Annotated in this window: 17 protein-coding genes, 1 tRNA gene and 2 pseudogenes; 6 read left to right on the forward strand and 14 right to left on the reverse strand. The window is 68.4% G+C overall.

The window, feature by feature from the left end; translation table 11 throughout:
- Window position 1: 1 nt before the first annotated feature.
- The 9 genes and pseudogenes from CPY97_RS10125 to CPY97_RS10165 all read right to left on the reverse strand — a co-directional run bounded on the left by CPY97_RS10125 (window position 2) and on the right by CPY97_RS10165 (window position 10,562).
- Window positions 2-802 carry a hypothetical protein gene (locus tag CPY97_RS10125; protein WP_096422405.1) on the reverse strand — a complete coding sequence of 267 codons (801 nt, stop codon included), beginning with the start codon at window positions 800-802 and terminating at the stop codon, window positions 2-4.
- Window positions 799-1,998: pseudogene (locus CPY97_RS10130) on the reverse strand (benzoate/H(+) symporter BenE family transporter); the annotation flags it as partial. The pseudogene CPY97_RS10130 and the gene CPY97_RS10125, both read right to left, overlap by 4 nt.
- A 79-nt stretch (window positions 1,999-2,077) precedes the next feature.
- Window positions 2,078-4,309 (reverse strand): TIM-barrel domain-containing protein, encoded by a 2,232-nt coding sequence (locus tag CPY97_RS10135; RefSeq protein WP_096422409.1) that lies wholly within the window; start codon window positions 4,307-4,309, stop codon window positions 2,078-2,080.
- On the reverse strand, window positions 4,306-5,451 hold the full coding sequence (locus tag CPY97_RS10140; RefSeq protein WP_173826880.1) for a glycoside hydrolase family 15 protein: 1,146 nt from the start codon (window positions 5,449-5,451) through the stop codon (window positions 4,306-4,308). Before CPY97_RS10140 ends, CPY97_RS10135 begins: the two co-directional genes overlap by 4 nt.
- Before the next feature lie 83 nt (window positions 5,452-5,534).
- Window positions 5,535-6,806 (reverse strand): ABC transporter substrate-binding protein, encoded by a 1,272-nt coding sequence (locus CPY97_RS10145; protein WP_096422411.1) that lies wholly within the window; start codon window positions 6,804-6,806, stop codon window positions 5,535-5,537.
- Window positions 6,807-6,870: 64 nt separating this feature from the next.
- Window positions 6,871-7,701: a carbohydrate ABC transporter permease gene (locus tag CPY97_RS10150; protein WP_096422413.1), complete on the reverse strand. Its 831-nt coding sequence runs from the start codon at window positions 7,699-7,701 to the stop codon at window positions 6,871-6,873.
- Complete coding sequence (locus tag CPY97_RS10155; protein ID WP_096422415.1) at window positions 7,694-8,680, reverse strand: carbohydrate ABC transporter permease; 987 nt, start codon at window positions 8,678-8,680, stop codon at window positions 7,694-7,696. Before CPY97_RS10155 ends, CPY97_RS10150 begins: the two co-directional genes overlap by 8 nt.
- Window positions 8,677-9,891, reverse strand: coding sequence for an ROK family transcriptional regulator (locus CPY97_RS10160; RefSeq protein ID WP_096422417.1), 1,215 nt, complete (start codon window positions 9,889-9,891; stop codon window positions 8,677-8,679). Before CPY97_RS10160 ends, CPY97_RS10155 begins: the two co-directional genes overlap by 4 nt.
- A 146-nt stretch (window positions 9,892-10,037) precedes the next feature.
- Window positions 10,038-10,562 carry a pyridoxine/pyridoxamine 5'-phosphate oxidase gene (locus CPY97_RS10165; protein ID WP_096422419.1) on the reverse strand — a complete coding sequence of 175 codons (525 nt, stop codon included), beginning with the start codon at window positions 10,560-10,562 and terminating at the stop codon, window positions 10,038-10,040.
- A gap of 198 nt (window positions 10,563-10,760) precedes the next feature.
- On the opposite strand from CPY97_RS10165, the gene CPY97_RS10170 reads away from it, so the two are divergent.
- The 3 genes and pseudogenes from CPY97_RS10170 to CPY97_RS13895 form a co-directional block, all read left to right on the forward strand.
- A complete protein-coding gene (locus CPY97_RS10170) occupies window positions 10,761-11,366 on the forward strand; it encodes an alpha/beta hydrolase (protein ID WP_161494114.1) in 606 nt (201 codons plus the stop codon).
- A gap of 73 nt (window positions 11,367-11,439) precedes the next feature.
- Window positions 11,440-12,663 (forward strand): IS256 family transposase, encoded by a 1,224-nt coding sequence (locus tag CPY97_RS10175; protein WP_096420889.1) that lies wholly within the window; start codon window positions 11,440-11,442, stop codon window positions 12,661-12,663.
- Between the two features lie 65 nt (window positions 12,664-12,728).
- Window positions 12,729-12,881 (forward strand): annotated as a pseudogene (locus tag CPY97_RS13895) (alpha/beta hydrolase); the annotation flags it as partial.
- 40 nt (window positions 12,882-12,921) lie between these two features.
- Here CPY97_RS13895 and clpX read toward each other — a convergent pair.
- Window positions 12,922-14,199, reverse strand: coding sequence for an ATP-dependent Clp protease ATP-binding subunit ClpX (clpX, locus tag CPY97_RS10180; protein WP_096422423.1), 1,278 nt, complete (start codon window positions 14,197-14,199; stop codon window positions 12,922-12,924).
- 173 nt (window positions 14,200-14,372) lie between these two features.
- Here clpX and CPY97_RS10185 point away from each other — a divergent pair, with 173 nt between their 5' ends.
- From CPY97_RS10185 to CPY97_RS10195, 3 genes are all read left to right on the forward strand, one after another.
- The gene (locus CPY97_RS10185) at window positions 14,373-15,029 is read left to right on the forward strand and encodes a hypothetical protein (protein WP_150129256.1); all 657 of its coding nucleotides are present in this window, start codon (window positions 14,373-14,375) and stop codon (window positions 15,027-15,029) included.
- A gap of 90 nt (window positions 15,030-15,119) precedes the next feature.
- Window positions 15,120-15,776, forward strand: coding sequence for a DUF1775 domain-containing protein (locus tag CPY97_RS10190; RefSeq protein ID WP_096422427.1), 657 nt, complete (start codon window positions 15,120-15,122; stop codon window positions 15,774-15,776).
- Between the two features lie 87 nt (window positions 15,777-15,863).
- Window positions 15,864-16,571 (forward strand): copper resistance CopC family protein, encoded by a 708-nt coding sequence (locus CPY97_RS10195; RefSeq protein WP_161494115.1) that lies wholly within the window; start codon window positions 15,864-15,866, stop codon window positions 16,569-16,571.
- Window positions 16,572-16,646: 75 nt separating this feature from the next.
- Here the strand turns inward: CPY97_RS10195 and CPY97_RS10200 are convergent, their stop codons facing one another.
- The 4 genes from CPY97_RS10200 to CPY97_RS10215 form a co-directional block, all read right to left on the reverse strand.
- Entirely contained in the window at window positions 16,647-17,309 is a 663-nt protein-coding gene (locus CPY97_RS10200) for an ATP-dependent Clp protease proteolytic subunit (RefSeq protein WP_096422431.1), read from the reverse strand.
- Between the two features lie 35 nt (window positions 17,310-17,344).
- Window positions 17,345-17,935 carry an ATP-dependent Clp protease proteolytic subunit gene (locus CPY97_RS10205; protein ID WP_096422433.1) on the reverse strand — a complete coding sequence of 197 codons (591 nt, stop codon included), beginning with the start codon at window positions 17,933-17,935 and terminating at the stop codon, window positions 17,345-17,347.
- 188 nt (window positions 17,936-18,123) lie between these two features.
- On the reverse strand, window positions 18,124-19,467 hold the full coding sequence (gene tig / locus CPY97_RS10210; protein ID WP_096422435.1) for a trigger factor: 1,344 nt from the start codon (window positions 19,465-19,467) through the stop codon (window positions 18,124-18,126).
- Between the two features lie 35 nt (window positions 19,468-19,502).
- Window positions 19,503-19,579 (reverse strand) — tRNA-Pro (locus CPY97_RS10215).
- Window positions 19,580-19,673: the final 94 nt, after the last annotated feature.

Consider the following 19,673-nt stretch of genomic DNA (forward strand, 5'->3'; position numbering starts at 1 on the left):
GCTAGCGGTCGGCGTCGTCCGCGCCGACGCTCGCTCCCTGCCGAAGCAGCTCAATCGCGACGACCTCGACGGGAACGCCCGACGCGATCGCACGGGCCTGCAAGAGTTCTGCGATCGTGCCCGGCACCGTGAGCACGAGGGCGTTCGGGTCGTCGTCAGCGCCGTGTAGCGACGCGCGCCCCGAAACCTGCGGCACGGGCTGGCGCGGCTCGTCGCGCACGAAGATGGCGAGCACGGGTACGACGACCGTGCCGAGCACGTCGAGGATGGCGATCACGCCGAACACCCGCCAATACAGGTCGCCGTCGTCGCCTGGAATGTCGCCCTCGGTCACGATCGGAAGGATCAGCAGGATCGCCACGATGCCGATCGCCACGAGGGTGGCGGCAAGCCCGATGCGAATGGGACGTCGACGACGGCCGGCGAGAAGCAGCAGCAGGTTCGCGTGGGCGAGGCTCACCGCGAGGATTCCGGCGACTCCGAACGCCTGCAGCCAGGTGTCGAGGTCGGGCAGGTTCCAGTCGCGCCAGATCAGCACCATGCCGGGCACGAGCGCCGCAAGACTGGCGAGGAGGCCGGCGGCCGCAACGATGCGCATCGAGCGGTCCGCAATCGCGAGATGGCACAGCGCGGTGATCGACGCCGCGCCGAACAGGACGGTGGTGAGCAGGATCTTGCCCTGCGTTTCGCCGAAGTCGCCGCCCAGCAGGGCGACGATCCCCACGACGGCGGCCGCCGAGAACGAGATGATGATGCCGTAGATGGCACCCTTGCGGGCCGCGGAGATGATGTCGGGGTTCATGGCGCCTCACCCTGTTCTTCCGGCAGCGCTGCCGGGCGCGGTGACCGCGTGCGGGTCACGAGCATCACGATAGACCCGGCGGCGAGTCCCCAGAAAGCGCTTCCGATTCCGGCGACGACGACGCCCGAGGCGACGACGACGAGAGTGACCGCGGCGACAACGCGGGTATCGGGCGGTTCGAAGGCCGCCACGAGTCCCGACGCGAGGGCCGAGAACAGCGCGAGGCCCGCCACGGCGATGATCAGGATCGGCGGCGCGGCTGTCACGAGCGCCGTCGCTGCGCCGGCCGCAAGCCCCAGCACGATGTAGGTGGCGCCGCCGGCGATCGGGGCGATGAAGCGCCTCGAGGGGTCGGGATGCGCATCCGGACCGCCCATCAACGCGGCGGTAATCGCCGCAAGATTCAGGGCAAAGCCGCCGAAGGGGGCGGCGAGCACGGTCGCGGCGCCGCTCGACGTCAGGATGGCGCGGGCGGGCACCTCGCGGTAGCCGAGCGTCGACAGCACGGCGAAGCCGGGCACGTTCTGCCCGGCCATCGTGACGATGAACAGCGGCACGCCGAGGCTGACGATGACGGCGGCATCGAACGCGGGCGGGGTGAGCGCGAGCACCGGCGCGAGCGGTGCCTCGGCAACCGCATCGGCGCCGGTGATGACGATGCCGACGATCGCGACGAGCATGGCGGCTGGCACGGCCCACCGCGTGGCGAAGCGCAGAAGCACCAGCCAGACGACAATCACCGGCGCGGCGAGCACCGGCTGCTCGATCAACGCCGTCACGGGGGCGATGCAGATCGGAACGAGGATGCCCGCCAGCATCGCGCCCGCGATCGGCATCGGGATGCGCGTCATCGCGCGGCCGAGCGCCGGCCAGAGTCCCGTGATGGCGAGCAGCACCCCGCACACAAGGAACGCGCCGATGGCGGCCGAGTAGTCGTCGGTGACACCCTGGGCGGCCACCAGCACCGCGGCACCCGGCGTCGACCAGGCGAACGACAGCGGCAGGCGGAAGCGCCACGACAAAAGCCCGGCGAGCAGCGCCTGCGCGATGCACAGGATCAGCAGGCCGCTCGCCGCCTCCGCGGGTGACGCACCGACGGCGATGAGCCCGGCGATGACGAGTGCGAACGAGCTGGCGAAGCCCGTCAGCGCGCCGATGACCCCGGCGATGATCGGCTGCAGCACGAGGCTGAGCCTAGCCGCGGCGTCGTTCGTAACTCAGGAACCGGCGCGTGTACAGCGCGAGAGCTAACGCTCGGGGCGCCGGCTTCCTGAATTACGAACCAAACACCTCCGCCAGGGTCGCCCACGCCTCGGCGCGCACGTACACGGGCACTTCGTCCCACGGAACGACCCGGGTGTCGGCGCCGCCCCCGACCCTCTCCCCCGTGAAGGCGTGAACCCAGTCGCCGTCCGGGAGGGTCGCGGTGTGGGTCGTGGCGCCCTCCTGGGTAACCGGTGAGACGAGGATGTCGCGGCCGAGCATCCATTGCAGGGGGTGCGCCCAGAGCGCCTCATCGTTCGGCCAGTCGAAAAACAGCGGCCGCATGAGGCTCGTTCCCTGCCCGATCGCCCACGCGCTCTCGGCAGAGAGATAGGGCACGAGACGCTCGCGCAGGTGCACGAGCCGACGCACGCCCGGAAGGACGCGGTCGTCGCCGGTGCGCTCGGCGATGTTCCACGGCGTGCGGTCACGACTGGGCGTGCGGTGGTGGTTGAACTCGGAGTGGTACTGCATGATCGGTACGAACGTCGCCGCCGCCATCGAGCGCAGGTAAAGCTCGGCCGTCGGGATCTCGCCGCTGAAGCCGGCGATATCCCACCCCCAGTAGAGGATGCCGCTCGCGGTGGCGTTGAGCCCCGCGAAGAGCGACCAGCGAAACGCCTCCCACGTCGAGTTCTCGTCGCCCGCCCAGAACGCGCCGTGGCACTGCGAACCGGTGAAGCCCGCGCGCGAGAACGTCACCGGCGCCTTCCCGGCCCGGCGCAACAGGTCGCCGTACGCCTTCGCGTACGCGACGGGGAACGTGTTGTTCGCCTCGTCGCCGCGGCGTCCGTCGAGGTAGGCCAACTCACGGCCCCAGGCGTGTTCGCCGCCGTCGGTCTTGAAGCCGTCGATGCCGAGCTCCTCGACGAGGTACCGGCGCTTGTTCGTCCACCATTCGGCGGCGCGCTCGTCGGTCAGATCGGGCATGAGGCTGAGCGGAAACCACCAGCCGCGGTTGCGGTAGGGGCGCAACCGACCGTCGGGGCCCGGCTCGCGAATCAGAACACCCTCACGCACGGCCGCATCCGCATCGTGCCGAACCTGGCCGCGCGGGTGGGGCCGCATCTTGATGAGCGGAATCTGCCACAGCAGCAGCGCTATGTCGCGCGCGTGTAGCTCGTCGACCATGCCCTTGGGGTCGGGCCAGGCGCCGTCGGCCGGGAAGGTGAAGTCGGCAAGCCGCATGGGGCCGCCGTCCTCGCGCGGCGTGTACTGCGCATCCCGCCAGATGTGGAAGGTGCTTTCGTCGCTCCACGCCTCGATGACGACGCTGCCCACCGGAATGTCGTGCTCGCGGTGCAGGTCGACCTGCCGCATGACCTCGGCCTGCGTGTTCCACTCGTTGCCGCTAGCCCACAGTCGCAGAACCCAGTCGGGCAGCTGCTCGGGTCGGCCCACCTCGGCGAGAAACGCATCGAGAACGGTGTGCGGGTCGCCCTCGTATCCGCCGACCGACAGAACGCCGGATGCTGCGCTCGCCGCATCGACCTCGGCCTCGATCACAAGGCGGTCGCCCCGCGTCTGGCCCACGTCGAACCACACGCGGCGGCTCGTGCGCACGTGAAAGCCCCAGCCGCGGCCGCCCACGACGTGCGCGAACGGCATCGGCAGGTAGGTTTTGCGCTCGAGACCTTGCGACTTGTACTGCTCGAAGACGACCGAGTCGAGGGATGCGCCACGGTGGTCGAGCGCGTCGAAACGCTCCCCGAAACCGGCCACCTTCTCGCCATCGGCGAGCGTGAGCGCGAAGCGCACCCGCAGGAGGCGCTCGCCGTCGTCGAGCACCGCGACGCTGCCGGGCACGAGCCCCACGGCCGGATCGGCGGCGACCGTGTCGTCTGCGGCGGCGCGCCAGCCGGCGACGCGCACCGCGAACCAGCGGGTGCGCTGCGACTCGGGCGCGCCGTCGGGGCCGCCGACGAAGCGGTAGCGAGCGTGGGTGCCGGAGGCAAGCCCATTGAGCGTGACCGAGAAACCCCCGGCCGCGCGGGCCAGGCGCGCCTGCGCGCTCGCGAGGTGCCCGCCGTCGACGGCCTGCCCGCGCGAGCGGCGCTGCGTGCGGGTCAGGGGGTGCGTGGTGACGCTGTCACCGTCGTCCCACTGCAGCGTGACCTGGTCGACGTCGGGGGTGACGCGCACGCCGAGCGTCAGCGGCGACCCGGCAACCGGGTCGACCGGATCGCGCTGCTCGGTGTCGACCGAGTACGGGTGGCCGCTGCCGGAGGGGCGGTGCCGGATCATGCGCCCTCCTCCGGGACGTGCGGCGTGATGATGTCGAGCTCGATGGCCAGGCGCACGAACATGGCGTGGCTCCAGAGCAGGGGGGTTGCCACGTCGCCCCAGCGCTCGACCCATTCGGCGCGCCGCTCGGGCGCGAGCAGGTGGTCGGACACCTGCTCGGGCAGGTAACCCTCGGGGGTGACCGTGCGGGCCGCCCACTCGAGTCGGGCTAGCGCGGCCGGCCGATCGCCGGCGGCGGCGTATGCCAGCCCGAGCATGCAGCTCAGCAGTGGCCACTGGCCGCCACCGTAAAAGGTGTCGAACGAGAAGCGGTGCACGCCCCCGCCCACGTCGAGAGCGTCGTCGACCGCTCGGATGCTCGCGCGGCCGAGCGGGCTCGTCGCGTCGATGACGCCGAGCGGCGCGATCGCTGCCGACAGTGACCCGTCGACGTCGGTCGACCCGAGCCACTTGGTCAGGTGGCCGTCGTGCACGCCGCGTCGGGCGACGAGGTCACGCGCGGCCGCGGCGGCCCCGCGGGCGGCGTCGGCGCGATCGCCCTCAACGGCGGCTGAGCGAACGGCGGCCTCAAGGCCAGCCACGATGCACAAAAGCGTTGAGACGTGCACCTGCTCGCGGTGCTCCTCCCACCAGTCGTAGCAGGGGCGTGACCACGTGGCCGCGAGGTAGTCGACGCTGAGGGCGATGCCATCACGCCAGCGCGCGACGTCGAGCCCGTGGCGGTCGGCGTGAGCGACGGCGGCCCACACCCACGTGCCGTAGCCGTCGGTCTGGAAGTCCCACCAGTCGTCGTCCCCCTCCGCACCCTCCATGGTGAAGCGGGTCGGCAGCATGTGCTCGTCGGGCAGGGGACGGCCCGCGGCCGCCGCCTCGACGATCTCGGTGATGCGCGAACGGCGCTCGACGAGCATCCGCTGGCACCAATCGAAGAAGCGGGATGCGCTGTTGACGGCACCGGCGCTCGACACGCCGTCGGCGATGAACGCGCCGTCGCGGAACCAGCTGTAGCCCTGATAGGCGGAAAAAGTGGGGCTGGCGGGGTAGGCGCCGCTGGGATGTTGAAGAGAGGTGATGAGCGAGACGCTCGAGCGCGCGAGGTCGGCGAGCGCGTCGGTGCCGACCGGGGTGGTCAGTGCGGTCATGGTATCGGCCCTCCGGGGCGTGACGGGGGCGGGGCCCTGCCGGGTGTGTCCGGCCGAGCCCCGCCCGAGCTGGGTCAGGCCGGTCAGCCGCCGATGGCGGCGTTGATGCGCTCTTCGGCGCTCGCCAGGGCGTCGGCGACGGACTTGCGGCCGGCCTGCGCCTCGACGAGTTCCTCGCCGATGATGTCTTGCATCTCAGTCTGCCCGGTCGCCACAACCGGAGGAAGAGCGACCGCGTCGAGCGAGTCGAACACGGCCTGGCGGTTCGCCGGGTTGTCCTTCGCCAGGTAGACCTCGAGCTGGCTGTCGTCGGCGATCGGCGGCAGCTCCCAGCCGGCGTCGAGGCGGATGTCGACCATCGTCTGCGAACTGGTGAGGAACTCGGCCCACTTCGTCGCCGCCTCGATGTTCGCGCTCGACGCCGAGACGCCGACCGCGTTCGAGAACACGGCACTCGCCTGCTGCGTGTTGCCCGGCTCCACGGCGATGTCCCACGCGAACGGCGCGTCGGCGAAGGCGCCGAACATCCAGATGCCCGTGTGCAGCATGCCGAGGCGGCCCTCGAGGAAGAGGTTCGTGTCGAAGTCGGGCGTGCCCTGACCGGCCTCAATGGTCGGCATGAGCGTGCCGCTCTTGCCGGTCAGCCACTCGGCGGCCTCGATGCCGCCCGGGGTGTTGAAGGCAACCGCGGTGTTGTCGTCGTTGAGGAACGACTCACCGTTCTGCTCGAGCACCTTGTAGTACTCGTAGAACGACACCGGCTGGTGGCTGCCCCAGATGTCGTCGCCGAGGGCAGAGATCGCCTCGCCGGCCGCCTGCTCGTCGGCCCACGTCCAGTCGTTCGTGGGGTAGTCGAGGCCGGCCTCATCGAACAGGTCGGCGTTGTAGAACAAGACGACCGTCGAGAACGAGCTCGGCAACGCGTACGACTGACCGTCCGTCGCGTACGCCTCCAGCAGCGAGGGGCGGTAGGCGCTGGGGTCCGACACCTCGAGCGGCGCGAGCACGCCGTTTGCCTGGTAGGCGGCATAGTTCGCGTACTCGATGTCGAACACGTCGCTCACCGTTCCGGCCGCGAGGTCGGTCTGCAGCGCCGTGCCGTAGTCGCCGTAGGGCAACGTGGTCACATCGACGGTGATGCCGGGGTTTTCCTCTTCGAAGGCGTCGACGATGGTCTGAAGGTTCTCTTCGTTGCCGCCGTTCGAGATGAAGTTCGTGTAGGTAATGGTGACGTTTTCGGTCGGCGTTTCGCCGCCCGGGGTTGCCGGGTCGGTGGGCGCCTCGGCGGCGCAGGCGGTGAGTGCCAGGGCGCCGACGGCGGCAATGCCGACGGCGAGGCGGAATGTGCGCTTCATGGGGTGATATCTCCTTTGATACTGCGGTTCCGGTGGTGCGGATCGGATGGGGTGATTCCCGGGGCTACTTGATCCCCGAGCTGGCGACGCCCTGAATGATGTACTTCTGGGCGAACAGATAGATGGCGAGCATGGGCAGCACGCTGATGACGCTTCCGGCCATGACCACGTCCCACGCGGTCGTGTACTGGCCCTGCAACCCCGCGAGGGCGATGGGCAGCGTCTGCAGGGTGGGGTCGCGCAGCACGATCAGCGGCCACAGGAAGCTGTTCCAGCTGCCCATGAAGGCGAAGATCGTGAGCGTCGCGAGCGCCGGCTTGATGTTCGGCAGGATGATCGTGGCGAAGATCCGAAAGTGGCCGGCACCATCCAACGTGGCCGCCTCGTCCAGCTCGCGCGGCACCTGGTTGATGGCCTGGCGCAGCAGGAAGATGCCAAACGCGGTGGCGAAGGTCGGCAAGAGCGCGCCGAGGTAGGTGTTCAGCAGCCCGAACGTGCGCAGCTGGGCGAACAGCGGCACGATCAGCACCTGCAGCGGGATCATCATCGTCGCGAGGTACACGGCGAACACGATGCCGCGGCCGCGGAACGGCAGGCGGCTGAACGCGTAGGCCGCGGTCGCGCTCGTGAACAACTGCACGATCGTGGTGATGGCCGCAAGCATCAGGCTGTTCATCGCGACCCGTGCAAACGGCCTCTCGGTGAAGAGAGTCTCGTACGCCCCGAGGGACGGGTTCTCGGGCCACAGCCGAATGGGGCTGCCGAGGTTCGCGCCGGGCGTGAGCGAGGTCACGACCGTCCAGACGAACGGGAACATCATCGCGAGCCCGCCGACGACGAGCACACCGGCGATCAGGATGCGCGTAGCGCGGTTTCGGGTGGATACCTCACGCATAGTGCACCCACCTCCTCTGGCCGATGACCTGCACGACGGTGACGGCGAGAATGACGACGAAGAGCATCCAGGACAGAGCGCTCGCCTCGCCGGCCGAGCCGTAGCGGAAGGTGAGGTCATAGATTTCGCCGACGACGACCTGGCTCGAGCCTGCCGGCCCTCCACCCGTCATCGCGTAGACCTGGTCGAAAACCTGGAAGCCGTTGATGAGCGAGATGACGACAACGAAGAACGTGCTGGGGCTGAGCATGGGGAGGGTGACGCTGATCAAGCGCCGCCAGGGCCCCGCGCCGTCGACCTTGGCGGCGTCGTAGAGGTCGGTGTTGATCGACTGCAGGCCCGCGAGCAGGATCACCATGACGAAGCCGAGGTCTTTCCACGCGCTCGCGAGGATGATGGACGGCATCGACCAGCTCGGGTCGGTCCACCATCCCGGCCCGTCGATGCCGAGGAAGCCGAGCACGCCGTTGACGACGCCGTTCTCAGGAGCGAGGAGCCAGCGCCAGACGATTGCGACAACGATCCAGCTGGTGACCACGGGCAGGAAGTAGATGCCGCGCAGCAGGTTCCGGCCGCGCATGGCGCGGTTGAGGCCGAGGGCCAGCGCGAGGCCACCGATATAGACGAGCGGCAGGTAGCCGACGATGTAGGAGATCGTGTTGCCGAAGACGCGCGCGGTGTCGGGATCGGCGATGAGGCCCGCGAAGTTGTCGAGCCCGACGAACGTCATGGGGCTGAGCAAGTTCCAGTCGTGCAGGCTGATCCAGGCTGCGCTCACCATCGGGGTGAGCACGAACAGGGTGAGCGGGATCGCGCTCGGCAACAGGAACGCAAGAACGGTGAGGGCGTACCGCACGCGGCGGGCGCGGGAACCTCGAGCGGTGCGGCGTGGCGCGGCCGGCGGAGCCGACGCGTCGTCGCTGTCAGTCGCGGCGCGCGCGGCAATCGCCGGCTCGGTCAGCGGCAGGATGCTCGTCATGAGTCGCTGCCCCCGGCCTGCTCGACGAGGCGGCGGCGCACCTCGGTGCCCTGCTCTCCGGCGACGCCCTCGGCGTCGAAGGGGGTCGAGATGACGAGGGCCGCGGCGCCCTGCGCCCAGCTCTCGTCTTGCCACGTTTCGACGGCAACGGGTACCCCGCGGCGGGACGGCATCAGGGAGGCGCGGAAGGCGGGCTCGAAGCCGAACGACCAGTGCTGCCATGCGGCCGTGCCCTCTCCGAGCACGATGACGATCTCGGGGTCGAGCGTGTGTACGAGGCCGGCGAGCGCGCGGCCGAGGGTGTGTCCGGCTTCTCCGAAGATCGACGTGGCGGCACTGTCGCCGCGGTCAGCCGCGTCTCGCAACTGCTCGATGCCGTCGGCGCCCCCGATGACGCCACGCTCGCGGCCTCGAGCGACGAGCGCGTCTTCGCCGACCAACGCCTCAAGGCAGCCGGCGTTGCCGCAGCGGCAACGGGGGCCCCCGTCGACAACGGGCAGGTGGCCGATCTCGCCCGCTCCCCCGCGGGCGCCGCGCACGACCGAGCCGTCGACCACAATCGCCGCGCCCACGCCGGTGCCGATCGTGACGACGAGGAAGTTTTCGTGCTGACGCCCCACACCGTGGAGGCGCTCGGCGATGGCGAGGGCCGTCACGTTGTTTTCGACGAGCACCGGCAGTCCGAGCTCGCGACGCAGTACGTCGCCGAGCGGGGTGTTCTGCCAGCCGAGCTGCGCCGAATGCACGACGCCGGTGCCCTGCCGGTCGACATCACCGGGAACCCCAACGCCGATGCCGAGCAGCGGGGTCGCACTACGGCTGCCGATGAACGCGCGGATGCTCGCGGCCAGGTCGCTCAGCATGGTCGCGCTCGAGGCGTCGAACGCGACGCTCTCAGCGCGGGAGACCGCGCCGTCGATGCCGACTTCGACGAGGGCAAGGTGGTCAGCGGCCACCTTCACGCCAACGGCGCGACCGGCGCTCTGGACGAGGCCGAGCATCCGTGCGGGGCGGCCGCCCTGCGAGCGGGTTTCGGCAAGCTCTCGGATGAGTCCGTCGCCCAGCAGGTCTTTTGTGAGCTGGGTCATGAGGGCCGGGGAGACGGAGAGGTTGCGGGCGAGGTCCGCGCGCGACGCGGGCCCGTGAGCACCGAGGTGCGCGAGCACCGCCGAGCGGGTCACGTCGGTGCGGGCCGTGGGGCGGATCGCCATTGTTCTCCCCTTAGTTCAGGACTAAACAAAACGTAGAATGAAGTCACGAACGATGTCAAGAACAATTTTCTGGCGCGCAAGTAGGCGGGCGTGGCTAGCGGCGATCTCGTCAGAGCGCGCTGGCCGCGGAAGAAGAAAAGGGCTGGTCAGCTGCCGTAGCGGTACCAGTGGCGCACGTGATCGCGGTCGCGCCGGGCTTGCCAGAATTCGATCTCGCTGGGGGTGAGTGCCCACGCCGCCCAGTCGGGGTTCACGTCGTCGCCGGTCTCGGGGCGGGCGCGCCAGTCTGCGGCGGCAACGTCGGCGGGCAGTTCTTCCACCTCGCCGGTCACGCGCACTTGACGGCCACGCTGGGGCCAGAAGAACGTCATGGCGGCGCTCGGGTTCGCGGCCAGGTCGATGCCCTTGCGGGTCGAGCGGGCACCGGCGAAGATCCACTGCCCGCGGTCAAGGTCTTTTAGAATGAGGGTGCGGGCGGTGACGTGCCCGGTCGGGCCGGAGGTCGACAGGGTGAAGGCGTGGGGCTGGAGGAGTCCGTGCGACAGAGCGTCATCGAGCCACTGCAGGAAGAGAATTTGCGGGTCGTCGGGGGCGTGAGCGCGGTCGAAGACCGGCAGCTCGTCGGGGAAATCGGGCAGGGCCCGGAGGCGGGAACGCAGCGTGTCCGACATGGCCGAAGCGTATCCCCCGAGCCTGATCACCCGCCAGCGATCACTGTGAGAAGTGTGGCGGCAGGCTGAGACTTCGACGGTCCCGTTGCGGCGACCTTCCCCCATCGCGTTCACTCGAACCATGCCGCTCGCGCCCGCCGTGCACTCATCGTTGTCGGCGCGGCACTCGCGCTGCTCGGCCTTGTCGTCGCGGGCTTCTTGCTGTACGCATTCACTCCGTACCGGGCCGACGCCGACCCGTTCCTCGCGGCCTGGCGTAGCAACGCCATCGAGATCACCGGCACCGACCGAGCGTTCGTGATCCGGCCGACCATCGGGGGCGGAGAGGGTGAGGGGATTGGGCTCGTGTTCGTTCCCTCGGCTCGGGTTGAGTCGTCGGCCTACCTCTACAAGTTGAGCGGGATCGTGGCCACCACGGGGACGACGGTCGTCATCATCCGCCCGGCCCTCAACCTGCCGGCTCTCGAGTCTCGAGCCCTCGAAGCGTTTACAGCGGAGGCGCCGGAGATCGGCCGCTGGATTGTCGGAGGGCACTCCTCTGGCGGCACGCTCGCCTGCGAGTGGGCGCTGGCGGCGGGAAGCGAACATGGTGTTCACGCCGCCCCGGACGTGGCCGGGCTGTTGCTGCTCGGCAGCCACTGCGCCAGCGATCTGTCGACCTCCACGCTCGCCGTTACATCGTTGGTCGCGAGCAACGACCGCATCAGAACACCCAAGGACATCGCTGAGCGGGCGAATCTGCTGCCCGATGATAGGTGGCGTCCCCTGTGGTGGTGTAGTTTCCCGGCTCGAGTGTCACGTTGAGAACGTGGTGAGCCATCGTGCGATGGTCAGTGAGTACCGATCAAAGTCACTCACAGGAAGACACAAACGCACGATGGCTCTTAACCAGTCTGCCCTCCTCGAGCTCCTCGGGGAACTGAAACTCACCGATGTCACCGACCGGATCCGGGTCGCGACCGAGACGCTCTACCAGGAGCTGATCGACGCCGAGGCTGCCGCGTTCATCGGCGCTGCCCCCTACGAACGTTCGGAGGGTCGGGTCGCGGTCCGCAACGGGACCCGACCCCGCACCCTTTCGACCACGGCCGGGGATCTCGATCTGCGGATCCCGAAGCTGCGCGCGGGGTCGTTCTTCCCGTCGCTGCTGGAACGCCGCCGCCGGGTCGACCAAGCCCTGTTTGCGGTCGTGATGGAGGCGTACGTCCACGGTGTCTCGACTCGCAAGGTCGACGACCTCGTCAAAGCGCTCGGCGCCGACACCGGGATCTCCAAGTCCGAGGTGTCGCGGATCTGCGCCAACCTGGACGAGGATGTCGCCGCGTTCCGAGACCGCCCGCTCGCCGACACCACGTACCCGTACGTGTTCCTCGACGCGACCTACTGCAAAGCGAGGGTCGGCCGGCGTGTCGTCTCTCAAGCCGTCGTCGTCGCCATCGGCGTCGCCGCGGACGGGCGCAGGGAAGTGCTGGGCTTCGAGGTCGGCGACACCGAGTCGCAGCCGTTCTGGACGACGTTTCTCCGCTCCCTCAAGGCCCGCGGCCTCGACGGGGTCAAGCTGGTCATCAGCGACGCCCATACCGGACTGATCGCTGCGATTGAGACGGTGTTCCAAGGCTCCGGCTGGCAGAGATGCAGGGTGCATTTCATGCGGAACGTGCTCTCCCAGGTCCCGAAGACCGCCGGCCCGATGGTCGCGTCGATCATCCGCACCATCTTCGCCCAACCCGACACAGAGCACGTCTTCGCGCAGTTCCACGAAGTCACCCGGATGCTCACCCGCTCGCACCCGAAGATCGCGGACATGCTCGAAGAGGCGAAGAACGACATCCTCGCGTTCTGCGGATTCCCGCAGCAGCACTGGCGGCAGATCTGGTCCACGAACCCGCTCGAGCGGGTGAACAAGGAGATCAAGCGCCGCACCGATGTCGTCGGCACGTTCCCGAACCCGGCGGCGCTGCTGCGCCTCGCCGGACACGTCCTCATCGAGCAACACGACGAATGGGACGGGGCCGACCGCCGTTACTTCAGCGAGCACTCCATGAAGCTCCTCAACGTCGAAAAAGAGGAGGTCGCGATCCCCGAACTCGCTGCGGCATAATCACAGAAGCTGATCCCGCACGTTGTTGAGAAACTCCACCACTCAAAGGGACGTCACCCGATGATACCGTCACGGTCACTGTTGAAGGCGCGAACCATTCGTTGTTCGGCGACTATGGCACGCAGTTCGGTGTCGGTGAGGCGTCGGTGTCCACGGATGCCGTGCAAGCGCAGATCACGCAGGCTACCGCCAAGCTTGTCGGCCGTATCACGCGCTGAGGCGTGCGCCGGGAGAGAGTGGGCGGATGCCCGGGAGTCGTTAGGCCGACTTCTCGCGACGGGCGGGCCGGCGCGGCACGATGGTCGGCGCTGCATTGTCGATGACGGCCTCGCGGGTGACGATCACGCGTTGCACGTCGTCGTCGCTCGGCACGTCGAACATGATGGGCCCGAGCACCTCTTCGAGGATCGCGCGCAGGCCGCGGGCGCCGGTCTGGCGCAGCACCGCGAGGTCGGCGATCGCGTCAAGCGCCTCTTGCGAGAATTCGAGCTCGACACCGTCGAGTTCGAACATGCGCTGATACTGCTTGATGAGCGCGTTTCGCGGGGTGGTGAGAATGTCGATGAGTGCGTCGCTGTCGAGCGGCGACACGGTCGTCACGACGGGAAGGCGCCCGATGAACTCGGGGATCAGCCCGAACTTGTGCAGGTCTTCGGGCAGCACTTCGCTGAAGAGGTCGAGCTCTTTCGACTTGTCGTGCAGCGGCGCACCGAAGCCGATGCCGCGCTTGCCTGCCCGCTGGCTGATGATGTCTTCCAGCCCCGCGAAGGCGCCCGCGACGATGAACAACACGTTGGTCGTGTCGATCTGGATGAACTCTTGGTGGGGATGCTTGCGCCCGCCCTGCGGGGGAACACTCGCCACGGTGCCCTCAAGAATCTTCAGCAGCGCCTGTTGCACGCCCTCGCCCGACACATCGCGCGTGATGGACGGGTTTTCGGCCTTGCGGGCGATCTTGTCGACCTCGTCGATGTAGATGATGCCCGTTTCGGCACGCTTGACGTCGTAGTCGGCGGCCTGGATGAGCTTCAACAGGATGTTCTCGACGTCTTCGCCGACGTAACCGGCTTCAGTCAGCGCGGTGGCGTCGGCGACGGCGAATGGCACGTTGAGGCGCTTCGCGAGAGTCTGTGCCAGGTAGGTTTTGCCGCATCCGGTCGGGCCGATGAGCAGGATGTTGCTCTTCGCGATTTCGACGTCGTCGGCCTTCTGATCGGCCGGCTGAATGGTTTGGCCGGCACGGATGCGCTTGTAGTGGTTATAGACGGCCACCGACAGTGCGCGCTTCGCTGCCTCCTGGCCGATGACGTACTCGCCGAGGAAGGAATAGATCTCGCGCGGCTTCGGCAGCTCGAAGTCGGCAGACGCGGCCTCGCCCGACTCGGCGAGGCGCTCTTCGATGATCTCGTTGCACAGCTCGACGCACTCGTCGCAGATGTACACGCCGGGGCCAGCGATGAGCTGCTGAACCTGCTTCTGACTCTTGCCGCAGAACGAGCACTTGAGCAGGTCGGCGCTCTCACCAATACGGGCCATGAGCGCCTCCCTTCCTGACCGTGAACGGTGTGGGTCGAGCCTAACCCCCACCACCGACGTTCGCGCACGCGCTCTCCCCCGGGCGCGTCGCCCGAACATAACCACGAAGCGACGAGACCGACCAAACCTGGCGGGCGACAGCCGCGAATCACTCGCAGGAACACGCACAGCGCGTGACCTACGCTGAGAGGGCGATGATGATCGACGAACGTATGCGAGCCCGGCGCCTTCGCGTCGCATCGTCTGCAGTTGTCGCCGTCGTTGCCATCACCGCAGCCGCGACTGCCCACGGTCTGGCCGGCGGGGGCATCGCCTCCGCGCCCGCACTTGTGGCCGCACTTCTCGTCGGCGTCCCCCTCGGGATGCTCGTCATCGGTCGCCGACTGACGGCCGGTCGAGCGGCCGCCGGCGTCCTCATCGACCAGGCGATCTTCCACGGCCTGTTCTCCTTCTTCGGACACGCCGGTTCGCCCACCCCCTCGGGGGGACACGCTCACCACGGTGTGGCGGGGATCGCTATTGACGCTCCCCCAGCCATCGCCGCGCTGAGCGCCGCGCCCATGCTTGCCTCCCACGCCGGTGCGGCGGTCGTTGCGTTCGCCACCCTCATGTACGGGCGCGCCGCGATCGTACGCGCACTCGCCAGCGTCGCCCACAGCATCCTGATCGTGTTCGGTGCCACGCCGATCGCGCTGGCAGCTCCGTCGACCCGTCCCGCGCATCCCGCCGCAGCTCACCGACCGGCACCTTCAGCCGTCGCCGTCGCCGTCCATCCGAGGCGCGGCCCTCCGACCTCTCTCGTCACCTCCACCCGCACGGTCTCCCTCTGAGGCCGCGGGTGGCGAGCGCTCGCGCTGCGAGCGTTCGCCCGCGAACGCGCGCGTCGCGCGTTCGCCCCTACCGACGAGAAAGGTTTCACCATGTCCACTGTTCGTTCCTCTACTCCCGCTCGCGCATCCCGTCTCGGAATGGCGACCGCGGCCGTGGTCGCCGGAGCAGGGCTCGCCCTCGCGGCGCCGCTATCCGCCAGCGCCCATGTCTCGGCAAGCGCCACATCGACCGCCGCAGGCTCGTACACGGTTGTCGCGTTCTCGGTTCCTCATGGCTGTGAGGCATCACCCACCGAGGTCGTGACGATCTCGATGCCCGAGTCGGTGCCATCGGTCACGCCGACGGTGAACCCCAACTGGAGTGTCGAGAAGCAGTTCGAGGATGCCGCCGACCCGAACCGGGTCACGGCCGTCGTCTACACGGCGATCGCCGAGCCGCTCGCCGCCGATCTGCGCGACGTGTTCGAGCTATCGTTCCGGGTGCCGGACGACGCGGAAGGGGAGAGCCTCGAATTCCCCACCGTGCAGACCTGCACCGAGGGCACTGCTGAGTGGGTGGGCGACGACGTCCCCGCCTTCACCGTGACGGCTGCGACCGGCGACGCCCACGGACACGGTGCCAGCGAAACCGGCGCGGCGACCGATGACGACGTTTTCGCGCGCGTGGTCGGAGGGGGCGGTCTGGCGCTCGGCGCTGGCGCTCTGGGCGTGAGCCTGTGGAGCGTCCGCCGTCGCGCGACGGCGTAGCACCCGATTCGGAGGTGGTCGAAAGGTCTCACACCGGGGCCTTCGACCGCCTCCCCTACCGTGTTTGTTTACCAAGGAGGCACTTTCGTGACGTACTCACGCACCACATCACCCCGCACACGCACTCCACGGCGATCTCGCTCGCTCGCCGCGACCGCGATTGCCGCCGCGGGCCTACTGGCTCTCGCGCCGGCGCTGCCCGCGACCGCCCACAACTTCGTCGTGTCGACAAACCCCGGAGAGGGCGCAACCGTCACCCTCCCGCCGGAGCGTTTCGAGATTCTCACCAACGAGAACCTGCTCGACATCGCCGGCGACGCCACCGGCTTCGCCCTGCAGGTCACCGATGAGCAGGGCCAGTTCTACGGCGACGGATGCCTCGTCGTCGACGGCGTCGGCATGAGCATGGGTGCCTGGCTCGGCGACACCGGCACCTACACCGTGTCGTATCAGTTCATTTCGGCCGACAGCCACACCCTGTCGGGCACCTACCAGTTCGACTACCAACCGGATCCCGCCGCGGCGATCACGCCGGGCAGCGAGGCGCCGCTCGTGTGTGGCGACCCCGCGCCCGGCACCGAGCCGGAGTCGACGCCCGAGCTCGAGGTCGTTGAGCCCGACGCGACCGCCGAGCCGGCGCCCGAGCCCGATGCGACGGAGGCTCCGGCGACCGACGACGCGTCCGCAGCCATGGGCATCCCAACGGGTCTCGCGATCGGGATCGGCCTTGGTGTGCTGGCACTCATCGCCGCCATCGTCGGCGGTGTCGTGTACTCGCGCCGACGCCGTGTGTAACGGTCTCTGACGACGTGAGCCCCGCATCCTCATTCTGGATGCGGGGCTCTCGTCGTTCGCGGAGCGCGCGGAGCGTTAGCTGGCCGTCAGCGCCGGCTGCGTCTTGCGGCTCGTGAGCACCTGGTCGATGAGGCCGTACTCGAGCGCCTCCTGCGCGATGAGGATCTTGTCGCGGTCGATGTCTTTGTGCACTTCCTCGATTGACTTGTTCGAGTGCTTCGACAGCGTCTCTTCCAGCCACTCGCGCAGGCGCGCGATCTCTTTCGCCTGGATCTCGATGTCGGACGCCTGGCCGCGACCCGCGTCGCCCGTGGCGGGCTGGTGGATCAGCACGCGGGCGTTCGGCAGCGCGAGGCGCTTTCCAGGCGACCCAGCGGCGAGCAGCACGGCGGCGGCCGACGCGGCCTGGCCGAGCACAACCGTCTGAATCTGCGGGCGGATGTACTGCATCGTGTCGTAGATCGCCGTCATCGCGGTGAACGAGCCACCGGGCGAGTTGATGTACATCACGATGTCGCGCTCGGGGTCTTGGCTTTCGAGCACGAGCAGCTGGGCCATCACGTCGTCGGCGCTCGCGTCGTCGACCTGCACGCCGAGGAAGACGATGCGGTCTTCGAACAGCTTCGCGTACGGGTCTTGACGCTTATAGCCGTAGGCCGTGCGCTCTTCGAAGCTCGGCAGGATGTAGCGGCTGTGGGGCATGAGGTGCGCGGGAATTCCGCCGGTGGGCATCTGCATGATCAGTCCTTTATGTCTCTTCTGTACCGGCCGGGTTACTTCGCGTGCTCGGTGCCGCCGCCGCCGACGACATCGCTCGCCGAGGCGCGGATGTGGTCGACGAAGCCGTACTCGAGCGCCTCGTCGGCGGTGAACCAGCGGTCGCGGTCGCCGTCTTCCATGACCTGCTCGACCGTCTTGCCGGTCGCGTCGGCCGTGATCGCGGCGAGGCGACGCTTCATGTCGTTGATGAGCGCGGCCTGCGTCTGAATGTCACTCGAGGTGCCGCCGAAGCCACCGTGCGGCTGGTGCAGCAGCACGCGCGCGTTCGGCGTGATGTACCGCTTGCCCTTCGTGCCGGCCGTGAGCAGCAACTGCCCCATGGAGGCGGCCATGCCGATACCGACGGTGACGATGTCGTTCGGCACGAACTGCATCGTGTCGTAGATCGCCATGCCCGCGGTGATCGAGCCACCGGGCGAGTTGATGTAGAGGTAGATGTCCTTCTCGGGGTCTTCGGCCGCGAGCAAGAGCAGCTTCGCCGCGATCTCGTTGGCGTTCTCGTCGCGCACCTCCGAGCCGAGCCAGATGATGCGGTCTTTCAGCAGCTTGTCGAAGACGTTGTTGGGCAGTGCCGGTTCGGCCATTGAGAAAGCTCCTTGGGGTCGTCTCTGTGCAACCGAATCTACGCGACCGCTGTGCCCCTGCCCGGCCGTGTTCGCCGTGGGCAGAGCGGGTGTCGGCTGGTCTTCAGGAAACGACGACGGGCCCGCACCCTGGACGGATGCGGGCCCGGTCGATTCGGGATGCACGGGGCCCCCCGATCGCGGAACGCTTAGTGGTCGTGCCCCTCGTGCGCGTCGTTGTCGCCCTCGACGACGCCGTCGCCGACCGGGGCGGTCGCCGCGGCAGTAAAGCGCGACAGGTCGACGGCGTTGCCGGCGGTGTCGACAACGGTCACCTTGCTGAGCGCGACAGACAACGCCTTCGAGCGGGCGACCTCGCCGACCATGCCGGGGATCTGGCCGTTCTGGTCGAGGATCTTGATGAACTCGCCCGGCTCCATGTTGTACTGCTGCGCGCCCTGGATGAGGAACTGGGTCAGCTCGTCCTGGCTGACCTTCACCTCCTCCTTCTCGGCGAGGGCATCGAGCAGGATCTGCGTCGTGAAGGTCTTGCGGGTCGAGACGTGAACCTCGGCCCGGTGCTCGTCGTCCTCCAAACGGTTTTCGTTCTCGAGGTGACGGTGCACCTCATCCTCGATGAGCGCGTCGGGAACGGGGATCTCGACCTGCTCGAGCATCCACTCGAGCAGCTTCTCGCGCGCCTCAGCGCCCTGACCGAACGACTTGCGCTGAGCGAGCTGCTCGCGAATGTCGTCCTTCAGCTCGCCGATCGTGTCGAACTGGCTCGCGATCTGCGCGAAATCGTCGTCGGCTTCAGGAAGCTCGCGCTCCTTCACCGACTGCACGGTCACCTCGATCTGAGCCGTCTCGCCCTCGTGGTCGCCGCCCAGCAGCTTCGACTCGAAGGTGGTCGACTCGCCGGCGGTCAGCGTGTCGACCGCCTCATCGATGCCGTCGATCAGCTCGCCCGAGCCGACCTCGTACGAAATGGAGTTGGCGCTGTCGACGGTGTTGCCGCCGACGGTCGCGACCAGGTCGAGCTGCACGAAGTCGCCCTTGCTCGCCGGGCGGTCGACGGTGACGAGGGTGCCGAAACGGGTGCGCAGGTTCTCGAGCTCTTCGTCGATCTCCGCGTCGGTGACCTCGGCGGCCTCGACGGTGACCGTCTCGTTCTCGTATGCCGGCAGGTCGAAGTCGGGGCGAACATCCACCTCGACGGTGACCTCGAGGTCGCCCGAGAAGTCCTTCTCGTTCGGCCAGGCGGTCACGTCGGCCGATGGGCGGCCGAGGGCGCGGATGCCCTGCTCGGTGATCGCGGCGCGGTAGAAGCCGTCGAGGCCCTCGCTGACCGCGTGGTTCAGCACCTCGGCGCGGCCGACGCGCTGGTCGATGATGGGCGGCGGCACCTTGCCCTTGCGGAAGCCGGGAATCGTGACCGACTCGGCGATGTGCTTGTACGCGTGCTCGATGCTGGGCTTCAGCTCATCGGGGGTAACCGTGATGACGAGCTTCGCGCGCGTCGGGCTGAGCTTCTCGACCGTGGACTGGACCAAAGGGGATCTCCTGGGTGTGTGGACGTGTGGGGGCCTGGTCGGGGCGACAGGATTTGAACCTGCGGCCTCCCGCTCCCAAAGCGGGCGCTCTACCAAGCTGAGCTACGCCCCGCGACCGCGACCGTGACCATGCGCGCGTCACGACGAACGGTCGCGGACGAAAAATGGCCGTAGCGAGTCTAGCCGAGTTGCCGCGTGCGACCGCC

The organism is Microcella alkaliphila, from assembly GCF_002355395.1.
Classification (GTDB): Bacteria; Actinomycetota; Actinomycetes; order Actinomycetales; family Microbacteriaceae; genus Microcella; species Microcella alkaliphila_A.